This window comes from uncultured Bradyrhizobium sp. (assembly GCF_964252615.1).
Lineage (GTDB): Bacteria > Pseudomonadota > Alphaproteobacteria > Rhizobiales > Xanthobacteraceae > Bradyrhizobium.
Window position 1 is genome coordinate 112,782 of record NZ_CAXUNQ010000005.1, and the last position, 19,683, is coordinate 132,464.

The 19,683-nt window shown below is 62.7% G+C and carries 18 protein-coding genes; 14 read left to right on the forward strand and 4 right to left on the reverse strand.

The features are described from left to right. The first annotated feature begins 91 nt into the window (after positions 1–91). Together ACFE72_RS05115 and ACFE72_RS05120 are read left to right on the forward strand one after the other, a co-directional pair. Positions 92–1,087, forward strand: a complete 996-nt coding sequence (locus tag ACFE72_RS05115) for an alpha/beta fold hydrolase (protein WP_375411975.1) — start codon at positions 92–94, stop codon at positions 1,085–1,087. A 217-nt stretch (positions 1,088–1,304) separates the two neighbouring features. Beyond that, on the forward strand, positions 1,305–4,541 hold the full coding sequence (locus ACFE72_RS05120) for a bifunctional cytochrome P450/NADPH--P450 reductase (protein WP_375411976.1): 3,237 nt from the start codon (positions 1,305–1,307) through the stop codon (positions 4,539–4,541). 312 nt (positions 4,542–4,853) lie between these two features. Here ACFE72_RS05120 and ACFE72_RS05125 read toward each other — a convergent pair whose 3' ends face one another. Further along, a complete protein-coding gene (locus tag ACFE72_RS05125; RefSeq protein ID WP_375411977.1) occupies positions 4,854–5,741 on the reverse strand; it encodes an alpha/beta fold hydrolase in 888 nt (295 codons plus the stop codon). 259 nt (positions 5,742–6,000) lie between these two features. Between ACFE72_RS05125 and ACFE72_RS05130 the strand changes: the two genes are divergently transcribed. The 6 genes from ACFE72_RS05130 (at position 6,001) to ACFE72_RS05155 (ending at position 11,193) form a co-directional block, all read left to right on the forward strand. Then, positions 6,001–6,387, forward strand: a complete 387-nt coding sequence (locus tag ACFE72_RS05130; RefSeq protein WP_375411978.1) for a hypothetical protein — start codon at positions 6,001–6,003, stop codon at positions 6,385–6,387. Continuing rightward, positions 6,384–7,466, forward strand: coding sequence for an alpha/beta fold hydrolase (locus ACFE72_RS05135; RefSeq protein ID WP_375411979.1), 1,083 nt, complete (start codon positions 6,384–6,386; stop codon positions 7,464–7,466). Before ACFE72_RS05130 ends, ACFE72_RS05135 begins: the two co-directional genes overlap by 4 nt. Beyond that, the gene (locus tag ACFE72_RS05140) at positions 7,463–8,059 is read left to right on the forward strand and encodes a GNAT family N-acetyltransferase (RefSeq protein WP_375411980.1); all 597 of its coding nucleotides are present in this window, start codon (positions 7,463–7,465) and stop codon (positions 8,057–8,059) included. Before ACFE72_RS05135 ends, ACFE72_RS05140 begins: the two co-directional genes overlap by 4 nt. Positions 8,060–8,229: 170 nt before the next feature. Beyond that, positions 8,230–8,706, forward strand: coding sequence for a phasin family protein (locus tag ACFE72_RS05145; RefSeq protein ID WP_375411981.1), 477 nt, complete (start codon positions 8,230–8,232; stop codon positions 8,704–8,706). Between the two features lie 230 nt (positions 8,707–8,936). Next, positions 8,937–10,223: a DUF445 domain-containing protein gene (locus ACFE72_RS05150; protein ID WP_375411982.1), complete on the forward strand. Its 1,287-nt coding sequence runs from the start codon at positions 8,937–8,939 to the stop codon at positions 10,221–10,223. A gap of 199 nt (positions 10,224–10,422) precedes the next feature. Next, positions 10,423–11,193 carry an esterase/lipase family protein gene (locus ACFE72_RS05155; protein WP_375411983.1) on the forward strand — a complete coding sequence of 257 codons (771 nt, stop codon included), beginning with the start codon at positions 10,423–10,425 and terminating at the stop codon, positions 11,191–11,193. Between the two features lie 105 nt (positions 11,194–11,298). Here ACFE72_RS05155 and ACFE72_RS05160 read toward each other — a convergent pair whose 3' ends face one another. After that, entirely contained in the window at positions 11,299–11,967 is a 669-nt protein-coding gene (locus ACFE72_RS05160; protein ID WP_375411984.1) for a TetR family transcriptional regulator, read from the reverse strand. Positions 11,968–12,051: 84 nt separating this feature from the next. On the opposite strand from ACFE72_RS05160, the gene paaX reads away from it, so the two are divergent. The 6 genes from paaX to paaE all read left to right on the forward strand — a co-directional run bounded on the left by paaX (position 12,052) and on the right by paaE (position 16,660). Further along, on the forward strand, positions 12,052–12,918 hold the full coding sequence (gene paaX / locus ACFE72_RS05165) for a phenylacetic acid degradation operon negative regulatory protein PaaX (protein WP_375412049.1): 867 nt from the start codon (positions 12,052–12,054) through the stop codon (positions 12,916–12,918). 75 nt (positions 12,919–12,993) lie between these two features. Further along, positions 12,994–13,977 carry a 1,2-phenylacetyl-CoA epoxidase subunit PaaA gene (paaA, locus tag ACFE72_RS05170; RefSeq protein WP_375411985.1) on the forward strand — a complete coding sequence of 328 codons (984 nt, stop codon included), beginning with the start codon at positions 12,994–12,996 and terminating at the stop codon, positions 13,975–13,977. A 41-nt stretch (positions 13,978–14,018) separates the two neighbouring features. Next, on the forward strand, positions 14,019–14,306 hold the full coding sequence (gene paaB / locus ACFE72_RS05175; protein WP_375411986.1) for a 1,2-phenylacetyl-CoA epoxidase subunit PaaB: 288 nt from the start codon (positions 14,019–14,021) through the stop codon (positions 14,304–14,306). Continuing rightward, a complete protein-coding gene (gene paaC / locus ACFE72_RS05180) occupies positions 14,306–15,082 on the forward strand; it encodes a 1,2-phenylacetyl-CoA epoxidase subunit PaaC (protein ID WP_375411987.1) in 777 nt (258 codons plus the stop codon). Before paaB ends, paaC begins: the two co-directional genes overlap by 1 nt. Continuing rightward, on the forward strand, positions 15,076–15,579 hold the full coding sequence (gene paaD / locus ACFE72_RS05185; protein WP_375411988.1) for a 1,2-phenylacetyl-CoA epoxidase subunit PaaD: 504 nt from the start codon (positions 15,076–15,078) through the stop codon (positions 15,577–15,579). Before paaC ends, paaD begins: the two co-directional genes overlap by 7 nt. 1 nt (position 15,580) lies before the next feature. Next, entirely contained in the window at positions 15,581–16,660 is a 1,080-nt protein-coding gene (paaE, locus tag ACFE72_RS05190; protein WP_375411989.1) for a 1,2-phenylacetyl-CoA epoxidase subunit PaaE, read from the forward strand. Positions 16,661–16,776: 116 nt separating this feature from the next. Here paaE and iaaH read toward each other — a convergent pair whose 3' ends face one another. Together iaaH and paaK are read right to left on the reverse strand one after the other, a co-directional pair. After that, positions 16,777–18,303 (reverse strand): indoleacetamide hydrolase, encoded by a 1,527-nt coding sequence (gene iaaH / locus ACFE72_RS05195; RefSeq protein WP_375411990.1) that lies wholly within the window; start codon positions 18,301–18,303, stop codon positions 16,777–16,779. A gap of 31 nt (positions 18,304–18,334) precedes the next feature. After that, on the reverse strand, positions 18,335–19,669 hold the full coding sequence (paaK, locus tag ACFE72_RS05200) for a phenylacetate--CoA ligase PaaK (protein ID WP_375411991.1): 1,335 nt from the start codon (positions 19,667–19,669) through the stop codon (positions 18,335–18,337). Between the last annotated feature and the right edge of the window lie 14 nt (positions 19,670–19,683).

Genomic DNA, 19,683 nt, shown 5'->3' on the forward strand with positions numbered 1-19,683 from the left:
GGTGTTTACCGATGTTGTGGGCCGCTTCCACATCGCTGGCAGCGGAGGCTATGGGTCCCCGCCTGCGCGGGGACGACCTGGAGGGTATGTCATGATCGAAATGCCGCCGCTGCAGTTCGCGCAAGTGAACGGCATTCGCATGGGCTACTACGAGGCCGGCCCGACAACCGATACGCCGCCGCTGATCCTGTGCCATGGCTGGCCGGAACTGGCGTTTTCGTGGCGGCACCAGATCAGGGCGCTCAGCCAAGCCGGCATCCGGGTGATCGCGCCGGACCAGCGCGGCTATGGTTCCACCGAGCGACCCGAGGCGGTCGAGGACTACGACATCGAGCATCTCACCGGCGACATGGTCGGCCTGCTCGATCATCTCAAGATCGACAAGGCCATTTTCGTCGGCCACGACTGGGGCGGCTTTATCGTTTGGCAGATGCCGCTTCGGCATATCGATCGCGTCGCCGGCGTCGTCGGCATCAACACGCCGCATAGCGATCGCGCACCGGCGGATCCGATCGAACTGTTCCGCAAGCGATTCGGCGACAGCATGTACATCGTGCAGTTCCAGGATCCGGCCCGCGAACCCGACAAAATCTTCGGCGGCCGCGTCGAGCAGACGTTCGACGCTTTCATGCGCAAACCGATGCCGCGCAAGGACGACACCCCCGCCGGGCCGCCGACCGCCGGCGTCGGCGCCTCCGCCAAGACCAATCTGGCGTTTCCGCAGATGATCGCGGCTTACGACGTGAAATACGATCCACGTACGCCGATCCTGTCGGGCGAGGAAAAGAAGGTATTCGTCGATACCTTCACCCGGACCGGATTTACCGGCGGCATCAACTGGTACCGCAACATGTCGCGCAACTGGCGCAATTCGGCCGGGCTCGATCACACCGTCCGGGTGCCGTCGCTGATGATCATGGCCGAGAACGACGCGGTGCTGCCGCCGTCCGCCGCCGACGGCATGGAGAAGATCGTTCCCGACCTGGAAAAATACCTGGTCCGCGACAGCGGCCATTGGACGCAGCAGGAAAAGCCGGACGAGGTGAGCGCCAAGCTGATCGAATGGCGTAAGAAACGGTTTGGGTAAGATTCCGTCATGGCCGGGCCTGTCCCTACTGGATGCACACATCTTATCGTCCTTGCCGGGCTTGACCCGGCAATCCATCTTTTAAAAGGGTCTTCCGAAGTGATGGATACGCGGGTCAGGCCCGCGTATGACGAAATGTGTGAATCCGGTGGGGGCCTGTCCCGGGCATGACGATTTACCGGAAGGTGCCTCGGCACATCAGGGAGACCAGCATTTCATGGCGTCCGTCAACAAGCTGAGCCCGATCCCGCATCCGCCGAAGCAGCCGGTGGTCGGCAACATGCTGTCGCTGGATTCGACCGCGCCGGTGCAGCATCTGGCGCGGCTGGCCAAGGAACTCGGACCGATCTTCTGGCTCGACATGATGGGCGCGCCGCTGGTGATCGTGTCCGGCCACGATCTGGTCGATGAGCTCAGCGACGAGAAACGCTTCGACAAGGCGGTGCGCGGCGCGCTGCGGCGGGTGCGGGCGGTCGGCGGCGATGGACTGTTCACCGCCGATACCAGCGAGCTGAACTGGAGCAAGGCGCACAACATCCTGATGACGCCGTTCGGCAACCGCGCGATGCAGTCCTATCATCCGAGCATGCTCGATATCGCCGAGCAGCTGGTGGAGAAGTGGGGCCGGCTGAACGCCGACGACGAGATCGACGTCGTCCACGACATGACCGCGCTGACGCTGGACACCATCGGGCTGTGCGGGTTCGATTATCGCTTCAACTCGTTTTACCGCGAAGACTATCATCCGTTCGTGGAATCGCTGGTGCGTTCGCTCGAGACCATCATGATGACGCGCGGAATTCCGCTGGAGGGCCTGTGGCTGCAGAAGCGCCGGCGGACGCTGGCCGGCGACGTCGCCTTCATGAACAAGATGGTCGACGAGATCGTGGCCGAGCGACGCAAGAACGCCGAGGCCGCCGAGGGCAGGAAGGACATGCTCGGCGCCATGATGACCGGCGTCGACCGCGCCACCGGCACCCAGCTCGACGACGTCAACATCCGCTACCAGATCAACACGTTCCTGATCGCAGGCCATGAGACCACCAGCGGGCTGTTGTCCTGCACGCTGTATGCGCTGCTCAAGCATCCCGACGTGCTGAAGAAGGCGTATGAGGAGGTCGACCGCGTGCTCGGCCCGGACACCGGCGCCAAGCCGACCTATCAGCAGGTCACCCAGCTCACCTACATCACGCAGATCCTGAAGGAAGCGCTGCGGCTGTGGCCGCCGGCGCCGGCCTACGGCATCGCGCCGCTGAAGGACGAGGTGATCGGCGGCAAGTACAAGCTGAAGAAGAACACCTTCGTCACGGTGCTGGTGCTGGCGCTGCACCGCGACCCCTCGGTATGGGGGCCGAACCCGGATGCGTTCGATCCGGAGAATTTCAGCCGGGAGGCCGAGGCCGCGCGCCCGGTCAATGCCTGGAAGCCGTTCGGCAACGGCCAGCGCGCCTGCATCGGCCGCGGTTTTGCGATGCACGAGGCGGCCCTTGCGATCGGCATGATCCTGCAGCGCTTCAAGCTGATCGACCATCAGCGCTACCAGATGCATCTGAAGGAGACGCTGACCATCAAGCCCGATGGTTTCAAGATCAAGGTGCGCCTGCGCAGCGACAAGGAACGCGGCGCGTTTGCCGGCCGCACCACGACCACCGCCGCCGCATCAACGGCGGCGCGGCCCGCCGCGCGTACGCGTCCCGGGCACAACACGCCGCTGTTGGTGCTCTACGGCTCCAATCTCGGCAGCGCCGAAGAACTCGCCACCCGCGTCGCCGACCTTGCCGAGGTCAACGGCTTTGCCACCAGGCTTGCGCCGCTCGACGATTATGTCGGCAAGCTGCCGGAGCAGGGCGGCGTGCTGATCTTCTGCGCGTCCTATAACGGCGCCGCGCCGGATAATGCCGCGCGGTTCGTCAAATGGCTCAGCGAAGGTCTGCCGAAGGATGCATTCGCCAGGGTTCGCTATGCGGTGTTCGGCTGCGGCAACAGCGACTGGGCCGCGACCTACCAATCGATCCCGCGGCTGATCGACGAACAACTGGCCGCGCACGGCGCGAAAAGCGTCTATGCGCGCGGCGAGGGTGACGCTCGCAGCGATCTCGATGGCCAGTTCGAAAGCTGGTTCGCCAAGGCCGCTCCGGCGGCGGTGAAGGAATTCGGCGTCGACACCGGGCTTGCGCGCAGCGCCAACGATGAACCGCTGTACCAGATCGAACCGGTGGCGCCGACCACCGTGAACGCCGTGGTGGCGCTGGGCGGCGCGTCGCCGATGAAGGTGCTGGTCAACCGCGAATTGCAGAACAAGACCGGCGCCCATGCGTCTGATCGTTCGACCCGGCATATCGAAGTGCAACTGCCGCAAAATCTGAGCTACCGGGTCGGCGACCATCTCAGCGTCGTGCCGCGCAACGATCCGGTGCTGGTCGATGCCGTCGCCCGCCGTTTCGGTTTTCTGCCCGCCGATCAGGTCCGCCTGCAGGTCGCGGAAGGACGCCGCGCGCAGTTGCCGGTCGGCGAGGCGGTATCGGTCGGACGGCTGCTCACCGAATTTGTGGAACTGCAGCAGGTCGCGACCCGCAAGCAAATCCAGATCCTGTCGGAGCATACCCGCTGTCCGGTGACCAGGCCGAAACTGCTGGCCTATGTCGGCGAGGACGCGGAATCGGCCGAGCGCTACCGCTCCGAAATACTGAGCAGGCGCCGCTCGGTCTACGATCTGCTGGAAGAACATCCGGCCTGCGAATTGCCGTTCCATGCCTATCTCGAGATGCTGTCGCTGCTGGCGCCGCGCTATTATTCGATCTCGTCCTCGCCGGCCGGCGGTGCCGCGCGTTGCAGCGTCACTATCGGCGTCGTGGAAGCACCGGCAAGTTCGGGACGTGGAATCTATAAGGGCATCTGCTCGAATTACCTTGCCGGCCGCCGACCCGGCGACACCATCCACGCCACCGTGCGCGAAACCAAGGCCGGCTTCCGGCTTCCCGGCGATTCGACGGTGCCGATCATCATGATCGGGCCCGGCACCGGCCTGGCGCCGTTCCGCGGTTTTCTGCAGGAGCGCGGCGCTCGGAAGGCCGAGGGGGCGGCGCTCGGTCCGGCGATGCTGTTTTTCGGCTGCCGTCATCCCGAGCAGGATTTTCTCTATGCCGACGAACTCAAGGCGTTCGCGGCCGCCGGCGTCGCCGAATTGCACGTCGCGTTCTCGCGCGGCGACGGGCCGAAGATGTATGTGCAGCATGTAGTCGGCGCGCAGAAGGACAAGGTCTGGAGCCTGATCGAGCAGGGCGCGATCATTTACGTCTGCGGCGACGGCGGCAAGATGGAGCCGGACGTCAATGCCGCATTGATGTCGATCCATCGCGAACGCACCGGCGGCGACCAGGCTGCCGCGGCGCGCTGGATCGACGAACTGGGCACGCGCAATCGCTACGTACTCGATGTCTGGGCGGGGGGATAATCCCGGTGTCGCGGGCCCCGATTTCATAAGCGCGTCTACGCCCGTCTTCGCAGGATGGATTGCTCAAGCCCGGCAATGACGGCCTCTCGTTGTCCCGGCGTGATGCGGCGCTACGCAGCGCTGCGACACCAGCACGCCGTCATGCCCGGCCTTGTGCCGGGCATCCACGTCTTTCTTTCCGATGTGGAGCAAAGACGTGGATGGCCGGGACGAGCCCGGCCATGACGTAGAATGCGCTGCCGGCACAAGGCCGGCAATGACGGCCTTCAGTGTCCGGACGCGCAGCGCTGGGACCGAGGGGCCAGCATCACCCTACTGCTGCGCCTTTGCGCCGTGCGCGTGCCGGTCGATCGCGTCGATGATCTGCGGCCACATCGGGATCGGAATGGCGTGGCCCATGCCCTCGACCATCATCAGCCTGGCGCCGGGGATCGATGCGGCGGTGTCCTTGCCGCCTTCCGGGCGCACCAGCGGATCGACGGTGCCGTGGATCACCAGGGTCGGCGCCTTCACCGCGCGCAGCCGCTCCTTGCGGCTGCCGGAGGCGAGGATCGCACGCAGTTGCCGTCCGACTCCGGCCGGATTGAGCCCGCGTGCAAAGACGCGTTCGGCGCGTTCGCGGTCCTTGGCTTCATCAAGGGGAAAACTGCCGACGCGCAGGACTTTCCAGGTCTGCGCAAAGCGCGTGAGGAATTCTTCCTTGGTGGTGGGCGGCGGCGCCATCAGCATCGCGCCGGCCTCGCGCGTCGGCGGCGGCACTTTCGGGTTGCCCGTGGTCGACATGATCGAGGTGAGCGAACGCACCCGCTGCGGAAATGCGATCGCGATTTCCTGGGCGATCATGCCGCCCATCGACGCACCGACCAGATGCGCCGACGTGATGCCGAGCGCATCCATCAGGCCGACCGTATCCGCGGCCATGTCGCGCAGCCGGTAGGGGGCTTCGACCGGGATCTTCAGGAACCGCAACTTCAGCAATTCGAGCGGCTTCAACGGCTTGCCGCCGGTCAGCTTGCTGGATTTTCCGATGTCGCGGTTGTCGAAGCGCACCACGCGAAATCCGCGCGCGGCGAGCTGCTGGCAGAATTCGTCGTCCCACAGGATCATCTGGGCGCCAAGTCCCATGATCAGCAGCATGGGTTCGGCATCATCCCTGCCGAAAATTTCGTAGCAAAGGTCGATGCCGTTGGTTCTGGCCATTTGCGGCGGCTGCTGCGGAATTGGGGTCACGGCTGGTCCTTCAACGGTATTGCGATGAGGAACCTATGACACGGTTTTGCGGGCCAAGCGAGGCGGCAAACGCCGGCAAATCGACGCTGCAATGTTGACCGGCCGGGCGCAACAGTGTGGTATGGGGCAAAGAACGGGGCAGGCGCGTATTCCGCAGAAGTGCATGCCGGTCTTGCGGCCACAATACGCGCAAGATCAAGTAACTCGTCATCATTTCCGGAGGGCGCAAATGGCGGACAAAAGCAACGACCCCGTCGCGATGTGGCAGAACATGATCGGCGAGATGGAGAAGGGATTCAACTCCTTCGCCAGTCAGGCGATGACGTCGCCGGAATTTTCCAAGGTGATGAACCAGGTCGGCAGCGTCGGCGCTGGCGCGCAAAAGCAACTCGGCGAGCTGATGGAGAAATACCTCGTCAGCATGAATCTGCCGAGCCGCGCTCAGATGATCAGCATGGGCGAACGGCTGCAATCGATCGAAGGGCAGTTGAACGAGATCAGGGCGCTGCTGCATCAGGTGCATCATAATTCCGGCGCACCGGCGGGCGGCTATGCCGCAGCACCGAAACCCCCGCGCACCAAGCGTCCGCCTTCCGCAAGCGGAGAGCGGAAATGAACGCGCCGTCCGGTCTTGATCTGACCTCCATCCCCGAGCGGATCCAGACCGAGGTGCAGCGCGCGATCCAGCGCAGCATTAAGGGGGTGGAATATATCGCGTCGTCCGGCCCGGCGCTGGGATCGACCCCGAAAGACATCCTGCATACGCGTGGGACGATGAATCTCTATCACTACCGGCCGCTCGCGGACGAGATCTACCGGGTGCCGATCCTGATCGTGATGGCGACCACCAACCGCGGCTACATCCTCGACATGGTGCCGGGCCAGAGCTTTATCGAGTTCCTGTTGAAACGCGGATATGACGTCTACATGCTGGACTGGACCGCGCCCAAGCCGGAAGAAAAAAGCCTGAGGATGGAGGATTACGTCCTCGACTTCATTCCGGACTGCATCCGCCGCGTGCAGCAGGATTCCGGCGAGACCGACGTCACCGTGGTCGGCTACTGCTTCGGCGGCGTGCTGTCGCTGCTCTACGGCTCGATCTTTCCCGAGGGGCCGATGAAGAACCTGGTCTGCTTCACCACGCCGATCGATTTCCGCGAGATGAAGCTGTTCCAGAATTTCTCCGATCGCCGCTACTTCGACGTCGACAAACTGGTGGACAGCGTCGGCAACGTACCGCCGGAAATGATTCTCGCCTCCTTCGACATGCTCAGGCCGTCCGCGAAGGTGATGGGCCAGGTGCAGCTCTGGGAGAACATCTGGAACGACGAATTCGTGAAATCCTATCGGATGTTCGACCGCTGGGCCAACGATACGCTGCCGCTGGCGGGAGAATACTTCCGGGCCATCACCAAGGACCTGATGTGGGACAACAAGCTGTACGACGGCACCATGTCGGTCGGCGGCAGGCCGGCGGACATCTCCAGGATCAAGGTGCCGATCCTGCACGCGGTGGCCGAGCACGATCACATCGTGCCCTATGACGCGGCCAGGCACCTCATTCCGAGGGTTGCTTCGACGGACAAGGAAGAGGTGATGATGAAAGGCGGACACGTCAGCCTCGTGGCCGGCGCCAATGCAATAAAACGGCTGTGGCCGAAACTGGATTCGTGGTTAGGTGAGAGATCGACATGAGCAGTGAGACCCGTTGCTACCCCCGCCATGTGAAAACCGATGCGGGCGATATCGAATTCCGGCTGATGTCGGCCGCGGACGAACCGGCGGTTCTGGACTTCGCGCAAAAGCTGCCGCCGCACGATCTGTTGTTCCTGCCGCGCAACATCAGCGAGCCGAAGGTGCTGTCGGCGTGGGTCAAGGAGATCGAGCGCGGCGCAATCACCAGCCTGCTTGCCATCAAGCATGGCAAGGTGGTCGGCTGCGGCACCCTGGTGCGCGATCCGCATTCATGGTCGCCCCATGTCGGCGAAATCCGCATGGTCGTTTCATCGGACGTCCGCGGTCAGGGCGTCGGCCGTGCATTGTCGCAGGAGACGTTTGCGGTGGCGCTCGGCGCCGGGCTCGAAAAACTCTCGGTGCAGATGACCGTCGACCAGCAGGGCGCCATCGCGCTGTTCGAAAGCCTTGGTTTCAAGGCCGAAGCGCTGCTGCGTGACCATGTGCGCGACATCGACGGCCGCAAGCACGACATCGTCGTGCTGGGGCATAATGTGGCGCAGGTACGGGCCCAGATGGAGGCTTACGGCTTGCCGGGCGCCGTTCAGCACTGAGCCCTGTTTTCGGCCAGTTGCTGCCTCTGTAATGAGCATATCACGGATTTGTGATATCGCAACGCAGCAACAATATTGCAGTGCACAAGTTAACATGCCATAAAGAGAACGCCCCGGGCCAAAGCCGGACGGGGTGAGCCCATAGCTCAAACCTGAGGATGGAGAACCTTATGACCACCGAGACCAATTCCGCCTACGATACCGTCAAGCAGGCCTTCGCGCCCGTTACCGATGCGTTCAAGAACATCCAGAACATGGAAGTTTCCGAAGCCGCCCGCGAGTTCGTGAAGAAGCAGGCCGAAACCGCAAAGATGCGCGCTGCCGACATTCACGCAGGTTCCGAGAAGGTGACCGCAGTGATCGAAACCGCCGTTGCCGGTTCGGTAAGCGAAGCCGTCAAGATCAGCCGCAATATTCAGCAGGCGCTGTATCATGACGCCGAGATGTTTTTCTCGGGCATCGACAAGCTCGCTTCCGCCACGTCGCTCAACGAAGCGATCCAGATCCAGTCCGATATGGTCCGCGCGCGCGGCGAACTGCTCGTCTCGCGGGCGAAGTCCACCGCCGAGTATTTCGGCAGGCTCGTCGCCGACGGCGCCAAGACCGCGCAGGACAACTTCGCCAAGGTCTACAGTAAGACCGCCTGATCCATCGCGTTGGGTTGGATGGACGTCGAAGGCCCGCTCAGGCGGGCCTTCTTTTGTCCGCCGAACAGTCGCAGCCGTCATCCTTCGTGCTCGCCGTTTCTTACGGCGAGCGCGAAGGATGGGCCGCGAGCGCTCGTAGCCATCCTTCGAGACGCGCGCAAGCGCCCTCCTCAGGATGACGGCAGCGCGTGCAGCGCCTATGTACAGACCTGATGCATTCGAAAGCCTCCATGTCTGCCACCGTCACAGCTTCCTTCGCCTCTCTCGCCGACGCGGGGCGCGCGGCCGAGCTGCGCCGCGTCAAGGCATTGGCGACGCTGGTGCTTGCGAGTACGCTGGCGCTGTTCGTCGCCGCCAAAGCGTTGTTACATCTGCATCCCCTGTTCGGCTTCGTCGCCGCCTTCGCGGAAGCCGCGACGATCGGCGGCCTTGCGGACTGGTACGCCGTGGTGGCGCTGTTCCGCAGGCCGCTTGGATTGCCGATCCCCCATACCGCGATCATCCAGGCCAATCAGCATCGCATCGCCGACAAGCTCGGCGAATTTATCGAGGTGCATTTCCTGGAAGCCGCACCCGTCGAAGCCAAGCTGCGCCAGGTCGATTTCGCGTCGTTCGTTGCGGACTGGCTGGGCGACCGCAAGCGCAGCGAGGATCTCGCGCGGTTCCTGCTGCGGCTTTTGCCGGAGGCGATCTCGGCGTCCGAGACGTCGGGATTGAAGACCTTCATCACCCGCCGCGTGATGACGCAGTTGCAATCGATCAACCTCGCGCCGCTCGCGGCCGGGACGTTGCGCGCCTTTATCGGAGAAGGCCGGCACCAGGGCCTGCTCGACGATCTGCTGCGCGCGGTTCATGGCGCGCTGACACAGCCGGATACGATGACCGCGATCCGCGCAAAGATTCGCGATGAGTTGCCGACGCTGCTCAAGCTTTATCGCGCCGATGCATTCCTGGTGAAAAAAATCGTCGCATCCGCAACCGCGTTTTTCGACGACGTCCGTAACGATGCGCAGCATCCGTTTCGTGGCGAGTTCGATCGCATGATGTTGACATTCGTCGAGCGGCTGTCCGGTGATCCGTCCTATGCCGAGCGCATCGACGCCTTGAAACGCGATTTATTGGCGCGGCCCGAGCTCGGCGATCTCACCCGGAATATCTGGTCGAACATGCAATCGTTCATCGAGCGAAGTGCGGCCGGCGAAACCCACGTGCTGCAGCACCACCTTTCCAGGATTTTCATGGAAGCCGGCGGGGCGCTCGCGAGCGATCCGGAGATGCGCGCCGAAATCAATCAAGGCATCGTCGCCATGCTGCGAAGCTTCATCGCCGACCAGAAGAGCGGCGTTTCCAGCTTCATCTCCGATCAGGTCAAGGCGTGGGACATGGGGCAGCTGATTTCGCTGATCGAAATCAACATCGGCAAAGACCTGCAATACATCCGCTTCAACGGCTCGCTGATCGGCGGCCTTGCAGGTCTTGCGCTGTACAGCGTCGAAGTTCTGCTGCGTCTGCTGTGACTATAAACCACGGCTGGCTTATTAAGCTTTGGACCTATTGTCCCGCGCCTAGGCCCACGCTTCAATGAAGGAATCAGCCGCCGCAGCTTGCTGAGAACTTTGTTGCATTGCGGAACGAATGTTCGGGATTTGCGTATTCATATTGGTCGATTCGACCGGCTGCCGCAAATCAAGGGGCCGGCTTTAAAAAGGAAAACCGATGTCCATTGCCGCCCAGACCCTACAGCCGCCGTCCAAAACCCTGATGTTCATGGAAGCGCGCGCCATTCACGAACTTGGCGCGTTTCTCGGGGCGCTGCCGCTGCTCAGCCTCGCACCGAAAGGCGACGGACATCCGGTGCTGGTGTTGCCCGGCCTTGTGGCCTCGGACACGTCGACCCGCCCGCTGCGCAGTTTTCTCAAAGGCCGAGGCTATGCCGTGAGCGGCTGGGGTCAGGGCCGCAATATGGGCCTGCGCGAAGGCGTACAGAACGCGATGCAGGATCTGGTGCACGAACTCAGCGACACTCACGGCCGCAAGATCAGCCTGGTCGGATGGAGCCTCGGCGGCCTCTATGCACGCCAACTGGCGAAGCTGATGCCCGACCATGTACGCTCGGTGATCACGCTCGGCAGCCCGTTCGCCGGAAGCCCCAAGGCGACCAACGCCTGGCGCGTCTACGAGATGGCCAGCGGCCGCCGCGCAGACGAGGATGACGGCCGGTTCGGCGGCGCGCTGGAGCAGACGCCGCCGGTACCGACCACCGCGATTTTCAGCCGGACCGATGGCATATGCGCGTGGCAAGGCTGCATGGAGAAATCCTCCGCAACCTCCGAAAGCATCGAAGTGGAAAGCAGCCATTGCGGAATGGGTCATCACCCCGCCGTCGTCTATGCGGTCGCCGATCGCCTCGCACAGCCTGAAGGCGCGTGGAAACCGTTCGACCGCGGCAGCTGGCGCAGCTTTGTGTATCCGGATCCGAACCGCTAAGCGCTGATTTCCGTTATGGCCGGGCTTGTCCCGGCCATTTGGTCTTAGAAGCGACCAAACGAGCAAGACGTGAATGCCGAGCGCAAGGCCTGGCATGAGGAATGGCTAAGTCGCGTGCATTTTCTTTTTCGCAATCGATCGTTCTGGCTGGGTCAACGCGACGGGTTCTTCGGCGGCTGATATTGCATCCTCGGCGCCTGCGAGGATCAGACTCGTCGCCATCCGCGCGTATTTTTCACGTGTGATGCCTTTGCCTTCGCGAAACCAAAGATAGTGCCAGTTCAACATCCCGAACAACGACATGGTCAGCGGCTTCAGCAAATGCGGCTTCCTTGCAGCGTGAGGGACGGCGGCCGCAATCGCGTCGGATACGATGACGACCAGCCTGCGCTCCATCTCCTTCAGGATTTCCTGCTGCGCCGGCGGCAGCAATTTCAGGCTTGAAATCTGCACCTGATGTTCGGCGTCGGCGCCGCGGTAGGCTTCCAGCAGTGCCGCCGAAATCGAAAACAGCTTCGCCTCATCGTCGCCGACGGATCGGGCCGCGGCCTCGACGACGGCAAGCAGATTCCGCAGGTGGTCTTCCAGCAGGTCGAACAGCACCGCGTCCTTGGAGCTGTAATAGTGATACATCAGCGCCTTTGAGACGCCGCAGGCTTCGGCGATCATGGTGATCGACGTGCCGGTGAAGCCGTGCTCGGCGAACAGCATCGCAGAGCGGGCAAGAATGCCTTGCCGCTTCTTGTCGTAATCATTCGCCCGCGTACGCGCCATCCGGCACCCTCGCATTGACCGTCCAACTGGTCAATTATTATCCTGCCATTGGTTCGACCATGAAAAACACGTATGCCTTTGACCATGCCGCAGCCGCTCGGACGCATCGTCGACCAGCTCAAACGCGAACCGTCGCGCACCGGGTCCATCGTCATCACGGTGTTCGGCGACGCGATCATGCCGCGCGGCGGTTCGGTCTGGTTGGGTACGTTGCTGGATTTTTTCAGGACCGTCGACATCGACAGCGGCGTGGTGCGCACCGCGATGTCGCGGCTTGCCGCCGACGGCTGGCTCGAGCGCAACAAGGTCGGTCGCCACAGTTTCTACCGCTTGGCGCAAAAAGGCTGGCAGACGTTCGATACGGCAGCAAAGCATATCTATCATCCGCAGCCTGCGAAATGGACAGGGCGGTTCGAACTGCTGTTGATCTCGAACCCGGCCGACCGCGATGCCTCCCGCGAAACGCTGAAACAGGCCGGTTTCGGCAGTCCCTTGCCGGGCGTGTGGATCGCTCCATCGGGGGTCCCGGTACCCGAACAGGCCGCGGGCGCGATCCGGCTCGAAGTGTCGGCCGAGGACGACAGTGGCCGGCGCTTGCTCGGCGAGAGCTGGCCTTTGGATCGTACCGCCGATGCTTATCTGAAATTCATGAAAACGTTTGAACCGCTGCGCGGCTGGATCCGCCGCCGGGAGCATCTGTCCGATGCCGACGCATTCACCGCTCGCATCCTGCTGATCCACCATTACCGCCGGGTGGTGTTGCGCGATCCGCTGCTGCCGTCCGCGCTGTTACCCCTGGACTGGCCCGGCCGGACAGCCCGCCAGCTTTGTGGCGAGGTGTTTCAGGGATTACTCGATCCATCGGAGCGATGGCTCGACCAAAATGGCTCCAACGAAGCCGGCCCTTTGCCGTCGGCCGGGGAGGAGCTTCGTTGCCGGTTTCAGGGTTAGGCCATATGTTACAAGAATAGCTTGCATATATATAATTTTGTTATACATTAAGCGTCGTCTCCATGGAGGTCCACCATGTACACGCAAGCGCTCAACACGTCGGACGGCGAAGACCGCAACGTTGAAGACGCCGCGCGCGCCGCACAGTTTCAGGCGCGCATCGACGCCGATGACCGCATCGAGCCGAACGACTGGATGCCGGTAGCCTATCGCAAGACTCTCACGCGGCAGATTTCCCAGCACGCGCATTCCGAAATCGTCGGCATGCTGCCCGAAGGCAACTGGATTACCCGCGCGCCGTCGCTGCGCCGCAAGGCGGCGCTTCTGGCCAAGGTGCAGGACGAATGCGGCCATGGTCTTTACCTCTACGCCGCTGCGGAAACGCTGGGCACCTCGCGCGAGGAAATGGTGGACCTGATGCTCGCCGGAAAATCCAGGTATTCCTCCATCTTCAATTATCCGACGCTGACGTGGGCGGACATTGGCGCGATTGGATGGCTGGTCGACGGCGCCGCCATCATGAACCAGATTCCGCTGTGCCGATGTTCCTACGGTCCCTATGCCCGCGCCATGATCCGCGTCTGCAAGGAGGAATCCTTCCACCAGCGTCAGGGTTTCGAAATCATGCTGACATTGGCGCGCGGCTCCGAAGAGCAGAAGGCGATGGCGCAAAGCGCGCTGGACCGCTGGTGGTGGCCGGTGTTGATGATGTTCGGTCCGCCGGACAGGGCGAGCCAGCACAGCGATACTTCGACCAAATGGAAGATCAAGCGCTTTTCCAACGATGAACTGCGCCAGAAGTTTGTCGATGCCACGGTGCCGCAGGCGCAATATCTCGGCCTGACGATTCCCGATCCCGGCATGAAGCAGAATACGGCAGGCAACTGGGAATACAGCCCGATCGACTGGGAAGAGTTCAATCAGGTACTCGCAGGCAACGGCCCCTGCAACCGCGAGCGGCTCGCGGCGCGGCGTAAGGCGCATGACGAAGGCGCATGGGTGCGGCAGGCCGCATTAGCTTATGCGGAGAAGCGCCGGAGCCGGAAGGCGGCGGCATAACGCCGGTCATTGCGAGCACAGCGGAGATGATGGAGAATCTGATGGCCACACCGAACATTCCGCTGTGGGAAGTTTTTATCCGTAGCCGCAACGGCCTTGCCCACAAGCACGTCGGTTCGCTGCACGCCACCGACGCGACGCTCGCATTGCAGGCCGCGCGCGACATCTACACGCGACGCGGCGAGGGGCTTTCGATCTGGGTGGTGCCATCCGGCGCCATCACCGCGTCCGATCCTTCCGAGAAAGGTATGATGTTCGAGCCGGCGGAATCCAAGATCTACCGGCATCCGACCTTCTACGACGTGCCGGACGAAGTCGGGCACATGTGATGGCGACAGCATCGATCCAGGTTTTTGAAACGTCGCTGGTGCTGTACACGCTGCGCCGCGCCGATGATGCGCTGATCCTGGGGCATCGGTTGTCGGAGTGGTGCGGCCACGCGCCGATGATGGAAGAGGACATGGCACTGGCCAATATGGGCCTCGATCTGCTTGGACAGGCGCGCGAGCTTTATTCGTATGCGGCACGGGTCGAAGGCAACGGCAACGACGAGGACAAATTCGCCTATCTGCGCGATGTCAGGCAATATCGCAATCTGCTGCTGCTGGAGCAGCCGAACGGCGACTTCGCCCACACCATGGCGCGCCAGTTTTTCTACGCGGCCTTTGCCGACATATACTGGCGCGCGATGATGAACTCGCGCGACGCAATGCTGGCTGCGATCGCGGCGAAATCCGAAAAGGAAAGCGCCTATCACCTCAGGCATTCGTCGGAATGGATGGTGCGGCTCGGCGACGGCACCGACGAGAGCCACCGCCGCGTGCAAATCGCGGTCGAGAATCTGTGGGCGTATACCGGGGAAATGTTCGAGGTCGATGACAGCGAGCGCGACTTGATCGATGCCGGCATCGCCATCGATCCGGCGACGCTGCGGCCGCAGTGGTCCAAAACCGTTTCGGCCGTTTTGAACGAATCGACGCTGGCTCTGCCCGCAAACGGTTGGATGCAGCAGGGCGGCCGCAGCGGCCGTCACAGCGAGCATCTCGGTCATCTGCTCAGCGAATTGCAGTCGATGCAGCGGACGTTTCCAGGTGCGACATGGTGACGGCCGTTCGCAATGACGCCGATTTGCGGCAGCGCGCCTGGGACGCCGCGGCGGAAGTCGTTGATCCTGAGATTCCGGCTCTCACCATCGCTGACCTCGGCGTGTTGCGCGGCGTCGCGATAAACAATGGCTGCGTCGAGGTCGCGATCACACCGACTTATTCGGGCTGCCCGGCAATGAACATGATCACGCTGGAAATCGAACTGGCGCTGGAACGCGAGGGCTTCAAGCATTCGAAGGTTCGCACCGTGCTGTCACCGGCCTGGACTACCGACTGGATGAGCGACGACGGCCGCCGCAAGCTCAAGGCGTACGGCATCGCGCCGCCGCAGGCCGGAAGCGGCCGTCGCGCGCTGTTTGGCGAGCTTGAGGTGGCATGTCCGCAGTGCGGCTGCGGCGATACCGAGGTGCTTTCCGAATTCGGCTCGACTTCCTGCAAGGCGCTATGGCGCTGCAGGAGCTGCCGCGAGCCGTTCGACTATTTCAAGTGCCATTGAAATGTCGGTAGTTCCGCGCTTCCACCGCCTGGCCGTGCGCGATCTGCGGCGGGAATCGCCGGACGCCATATCGCTGACATTTGCCGTTCCCCAGGAACTGACGGCGGAGTACAGCTTTGCGCCCGGACAATATCTGACGTTGCGCACGACGATGGAAGGGGAGGAAGTACGACGTTCCTATTCGATCTGTTCCGGTCCCGACGACGGCGAACTGCGTATTGCCGTGAAAAAGGTGGATGGCGGCGCATTCTCGAGCTGGGCTGCGGAAGAACTGAAAACAGGCGACGAGCTTGACGTGATGACGCCGGCCGGCCGCTTCGGCATCGCATATACGCCGGACGAAGCCCGGGTGCATGTCGGCTTCGCCGCCGGTTCCGGCATCACGCCGATTTTGTCCATTGCAAAGGGCGTGCTGGCGCGCGAACCGGACAGCCGCTTCTTTCTGTTTTACGGCAACCGCGCCAGCGGCGGGATGCTGTTTCGCGAGGCGCTGGAGGAGCTGAAGGACCGCTTCATGCAGCGGCTGTCGGTCTTTCATGTGATCTCGGGGGAAGAGCAGGACATCCCGATCTTGCATGGCCGCCTCGATGGCGAAAAAGTGAGGGTGCTGCTGCGCTCGCTGGTCCCCGCATCCAGCATCGATCATGTCTTCCTCTGCGGTCCGGTTGGTATGAGCGAGGACATCGAGGCGATTTGCCGGGATATGGGTATTCCGGCTGATCGTATCCATGTCGAGCGCTTCGTATCGGAATTCGGCGGCAAGCCGCGCCCGAAAACGATCGTGCCGACCACGGCGACGCCAAAAGCAATTGCGTCATTGATCATCGACGGCAAGCGCCGCGACGTGCCGGTGGCCGAGAACGAATCGATCCTCGATGCCGCCTTGCGCGCAGGCATGGATTTGCCGTTCGCCTGCAAGGGCGGCATGTGTTCAACCTGCCGCGCCAAGCTGGTCGAAGGCGACGCGCGGATGGAGTTGAACTATTCGCTGGAGCCCTGGGAGCTCGTCGCCGGCTTCGTTCTGACTTGCCAGGCACGGCCGACTTCCGACAAGGTCGTGGTCGATTATGATCATATCTGACCGTTAACTTTCGTTAGTCCGGGTGCGCCTCTTGGCGCAGGCCCGGAATCCATACTCACGGCGGTGGTTATGGATTCCGGGCTCGCTCGCGTCGCTCGCGTCCGGAAATGACGGCTCTAAATCTTCGGCGGTGGCGCCGAGCCCAATATTGCTTCGATCGAAAGCCCGAGTCCGAGCAGCTTTGCGTCGCTGCCGACCGGACCGTCGATCTCGAGCCCGACCGGCAGGCCATCCGGTGTCATGCCGGCAAATAACGACAGGCCGGGAATGCCGGCGTTGCTGCCGGGATCGGTGTTGCGGATCAGGGTGTCGAAGGTCGGCACCGGCGCGCCGCCATTGACCGACATTTCACCCGATCCCTTTACCGTGTCGACCGGAGGTGCCGGTGCGATCGTGGTCGGAAATAAAATGCCGTCCAGGTTATTGTCCCGGAAATAGGCTTCGTAGATCTTCTGCAACGCCGGACGCTGCACTGAAATCGCATCCTGATAGGCCGCGCCGAAGGCGTCGGCCATGATTGCGCCGAACGCGCCCTTGACGTCCGGGCTCGCGATTTTGGCAGCGATATCGGCAAGCGTGATGCCGTCGATTTGCGACGCCCTGAGATAGGCGGGAATGTCGGCGATCGGCTCATGCAGCGCAACCGGGAACGATACCTTCGCGTTTTGTTCGAATAATCCGGCAACATCCACGTCAACGAGCACGACGCCGGCCTCTGCTAGTTTTGCGCGCGCGGCTTTCGTCAGGGCTTCCACGTCGCGGTCGAGTCCGCTCCAGAACGAAGCCGGGATTCCCAGCCGTTTGCCGCGCAAGGGCTCCGCCGCGGCCATTCGGGTGCCGGTGATCACGGAATCCAGCAGCGCAACGTCGGCCACCGTGCGTCCCATCGGACCGACGGTGTCGCGGGTATGGCTAATCGGGACCACCATGTCGGCATCGTTGTAGCGCCGCTCCCTGCCGCCGTTGCCAACCGATGGCCGCAATCCGACGGTGCCGGTGAGGGCTGCGGGAATGCGTGTGGAGCCTCCGGTATCGCTTCCCAGCCCGCAGCTGACGATGCCGGCGGCGATCGCCGCCGCCGTCCCGCCGGATGAGCCGCCTGGAATCCGGGTTCTGTCATAGGGATTTCTCACCGGACCGGCAAACGATGACAGGTTGGTGCTGGTGATCCCGAACGCCAGTTCATGCATGTTGGTCTTGCCGATGATCACGGCACCGGCCTTGAAGAGCCTTTCCATCGACGGCGCGTTGCGCGCCGGCTGCGCGTTCTGCAGCGCCGGCGTGCCGCCGGATGTCGGCATATCCGCGGTATTGATATTGTCCTTGATCACGATGGGCAGACCCGCAAGGGGGCCGGTTTTACCGCCTTCGTCGATCTGCGCCGCCGCTGCCAGCGCTCCGTCCTTGTTGAGGAAGATGAATGCATTAAGGTCCTGCAATTGCTCGGCACGTTCGATCGCGGCTTTCACGGCGCTGGTCGCCGTCATTTTCCTGGCGCGTATGGCTGCGACGATCTCGGCGGCAGAGGACGGGATCGATTGCGCCATTGCGAACCTCACCTGCCCAAGCGACGGCATCGTCGCGCCGGCGGCAGCGGCAATCGAACTGATCAGGACATCACGGCGTGAGGGCGTCTCGGTCATGGCTTCTGTCCGCTCCGTTGTCGGCTGATGGTCATGTCTTCGGCCGCTTGTCGACGACGCGCTTGGCCTTGCCGAGCGAACGCTCCAGCGTTTCAGGTGCCACGGCCCTGATCTGCGCGCTGATGCCGATGGTATTCTTGATGAAGGCGGAGACCTTCCCGGCCTGGACGGCAAGGCCGCTGCCGTCCCAGCTTTCCGGCCGCGCTTCGGCCAGCACCGTCATCTCGTCCATGCGTCCTTCGCGCGTGAGTTCGATGATGAAATGTCCGCCGCACCAGTCGGTGGCGAGCAGCGCTTCCTCGATTTGGGTGGGAAAAACATTGACCCCGCGCAGGATGATCATGTCGTCGGAACGCCCGGTAACCTTCTCCATGCGGCGCATGCCCGGCCGCGCGGTGCCCGGCAGCAGCCGTGTCAGGTCGCGGGTGCGATAACGGATGATTGGAAACGCCTGCTTGGTCAGCGAAGTGAAAACCAGTTCGCCCTTTTCGCCATCGGGCAGTACCGCGCCGGTTTCGGGATCGACCACCTCGGGGTAGAAATGGTCTTCCCAGACATGCAGGCCGTCCTTGGTCTCGACGCATTCCTGCGCGACGCCGGGCCCGATCACTTCGGACAGTCCGTAGATGTCGGTAGCGTCCATGTCGAACGCCTGCTCGATCTCGGCCCGCATCGCGTTGGTCCAGGGCTCGGCGCCGAAGATGCCGAATTTCAGCGACGATTTGCGCGAGTCCAGTCCCTGCCGCTTGAACTCGTCCAGGATCGCCAGCATGTAGCTCGGCGTCACCGTGATAATGTCGGGCTTGAAGTCGTTGATCAACTGTACCTGCCGCTCGGTCATGCCGCCGGACACCGGCACCACGGTACAGCCGAGCCGCTCCGCGCCGTAATGCGCGCCGAGCCCGCCGGTGAAGAGGCCATAGCCGTAGGCGTTGTGCATGATCATGCCAGTGCGGCCGCCGGCGGCGCGGATCGAGCGCGCCATCACGTCGGACCAGGTATCGATATCGGTTTGCGTGTATCCGACGACGATGGGCTTGCCGGTGGTGCCGGAGGAAGCGTGCACACGGACCAGTCGTTCCCGCGGCACAGCGAACATGTTGAACGGGTAGTTGTCGCGCAGGTCGGCCTTCACCGTGAACGGGAATTTGGCAAGGTCGGACAGTCGCCGGAAGTCGGAGGGATGCACGCCCTTGGCGTCGAAGGCTCTCCTGTAATGTGCGACGTTGCCGTAAGCATGCGCCAAGCTCCATGCCATCCGCTTGGTTTGCAACGAGATGATTTCGTCGCGCGACGCGCTCTCGGCATCGTCCAGCACCGGTTTGTATCCGGTTGGGAGCTTGTAGTGGGTGTCCGCCGACGACATCGACATCATCCTGT

Excerpts from the sequence above, each read along its gene's own strand:
- ACFE72_RS05115 (WP_375411975.1), top strand. The coding sequence starts at position 92 with ATGATCGAAATGCCGCCGCTGCAGTTCGCGCAAGTGAACGGCATTCGC.
- ACFE72_RS05120 (WP_375411976.1), top strand. The coding sequence starts at position 1,305 with ATGGCGTCCGTCAACAAGCTGAGCCCGATCCCGCATCCGCCGAAGCAG.
- ACFE72_RS05125 (WP_375411977.1), bottom strand. The coding sequence starts at position 5,741 with ATGGCCAGAACCAACGGCATCGACCTTTGCTACGAAATTTTCGGCAGG.
- ACFE72_RS05130 (WP_375411978.1), top strand. The coding sequence starts at position 6,001 with ATGGCGGACAAAAGCAACGACCCCGTCGCGATGTGGCAGAACATGATC.
- ACFE72_RS05135 (WP_375411979.1), top strand. The coding sequence starts at position 6,384 with ATGAACGCGCCGTCCGGTCTTGATCTGACCTCCATCCCCGAGCGGATC.
- ACFE72_RS05140 (WP_375411980.1), top strand. The coding sequence starts at position 7,463 with ATGAGCAGTGAGACCCGTTGCTACCCCCGCCATGTGAAAACCGATGCG.
- ACFE72_RS05145 (WP_375411981.1), top strand. The coding sequence starts at position 8,230 with ATGACCACCGAGACCAATTCCGCCTACGATACCGTCAAGCAGGCCTTC.
- ACFE72_RS05150 (WP_375411982.1), top strand. The coding sequence starts at position 8,937 with ATGTCTGCCACCGTCACAGCTTCCTTCGCCTCTCTCGCCGACGCGGGG.
- ACFE72_RS05155 (WP_375411983.1), top strand. The coding sequence starts at position 10,423 with ATGTCCATTGCCGCCCAGACCCTACAGCCGCCGTCCAAAACCCTGATG.
- ACFE72_RS05160 (WP_375411984.1), bottom strand. The coding sequence starts at position 11,967 with ATGGCGCGTACGCGGGCGAATGATTACGACAAGAAGCGGCAAGGCATT.
- paaX (WP_375412049.1), top strand. The coding sequence starts at position 12,052 with ATGCCGCAGCCGCTCGGACGCATCGTCGACCAGCTCAAACGCGAACCG.
- paaA (WP_375411985.1), top strand. The coding sequence starts at position 12,994 with ATGTACACGCAAGCGCTCAACACGTCGGACGGCGAAGACCGCAACGTT.
- paaB (WP_375411986.1), top strand. The coding sequence starts at position 14,019 with ATGGCCACACCGAACATTCCGCTGTGGGAAGTTTTTATCCGTAGCCGC.
- paaC (WP_375411987.1), top strand. The coding sequence starts at position 14,306 with ATGGCGACAGCATCGATCCAGGTTTTTGAAACGTCGCTGGTGCTGTAC.
- paaD (WP_375411988.1), top strand. The coding sequence starts at position 15,076 with ATGGTGACGGCCGTTCGCAATGACGCCGATTTGCGGCAGCGCGCCTGG.
- paaE (WP_375411989.1), top strand. The coding sequence starts at position 15,581 with ATGTCGGTAGTTCCGCGCTTCCACCGCCTGGCCGTGCGCGATCTGCGG.
- iaaH (WP_375411990.1), bottom strand. The coding sequence starts at position 18,303 with ATGACCGAGACGCCCTCACGCCGTGATGTCCTGATCAGTTCGATTGCC.
- paaK (WP_375411991.1), bottom strand. The coding sequence starts at position 19,669 with ATGTCGTCGGCGGACACCCACTACAAGCTCCCAACCGGATACAAACCG.